Below are 445 nucleotides of genomic sequence, written 5' to 3'. Positions count from 1 at the left end.
GACGGCCCGCACGGCCCCGTGCTGCATGCCACCAACCGCGCCGCGCGGCTGGCGGCGATGCGCCTGGGCGAACGGGTCGTGGACATGCGCGCGCTCTGCCCCGAGTTGCAGGTCGAGTTCGCCGATACTGCCGGCGACCGGGCGATGCTGGCGCGGCTCATGCTCTGGTGCCGCCGCTGGTGCCCCTGGACGGCCCTGGACGGCGACACCGGGCTGGTCATGGACACCACCGGCTCGGATCACCTCTGGGGCGGCGAGGCGGCGATGCTGCGCGACATCGAAGAGAAATTCTCGCTCATGGGCCTGTCCTGCGACCTGGCCATCGCGCCGACCCATGGCGCGGCCTGGGCGCTGTCGCGTCACGGCGGGCTGCGCGAGACCTGCCAGGGGCCCGAGCTGGCGCAGCGCATGGCGCCCCTGCCCGTCGCTGCCCTGCGGCTGACGC

General features: G+C 74.2%; 1 protein-coding gene. It reads left to right on the top strand.

All coding sequences use genetic code 11. From position 1 onward, the window contains the following. A partial coding sequence (locus ACH107_RS33545) for a Y-family DNA polymerase (RefSeq protein WP_412509891.1) occupies positions 1-445 on the top strand: 445 nt, incomplete at both ends.

Source organism: Roseovarius halophilus (ex Wu et al. 2025), from assembly GCF_047086965.1.
The sequence above is the reverse complement of the archived record's forward strand: the minus strand, read 5'-3'. Positions and strand labels throughout refer to the sequence as shown.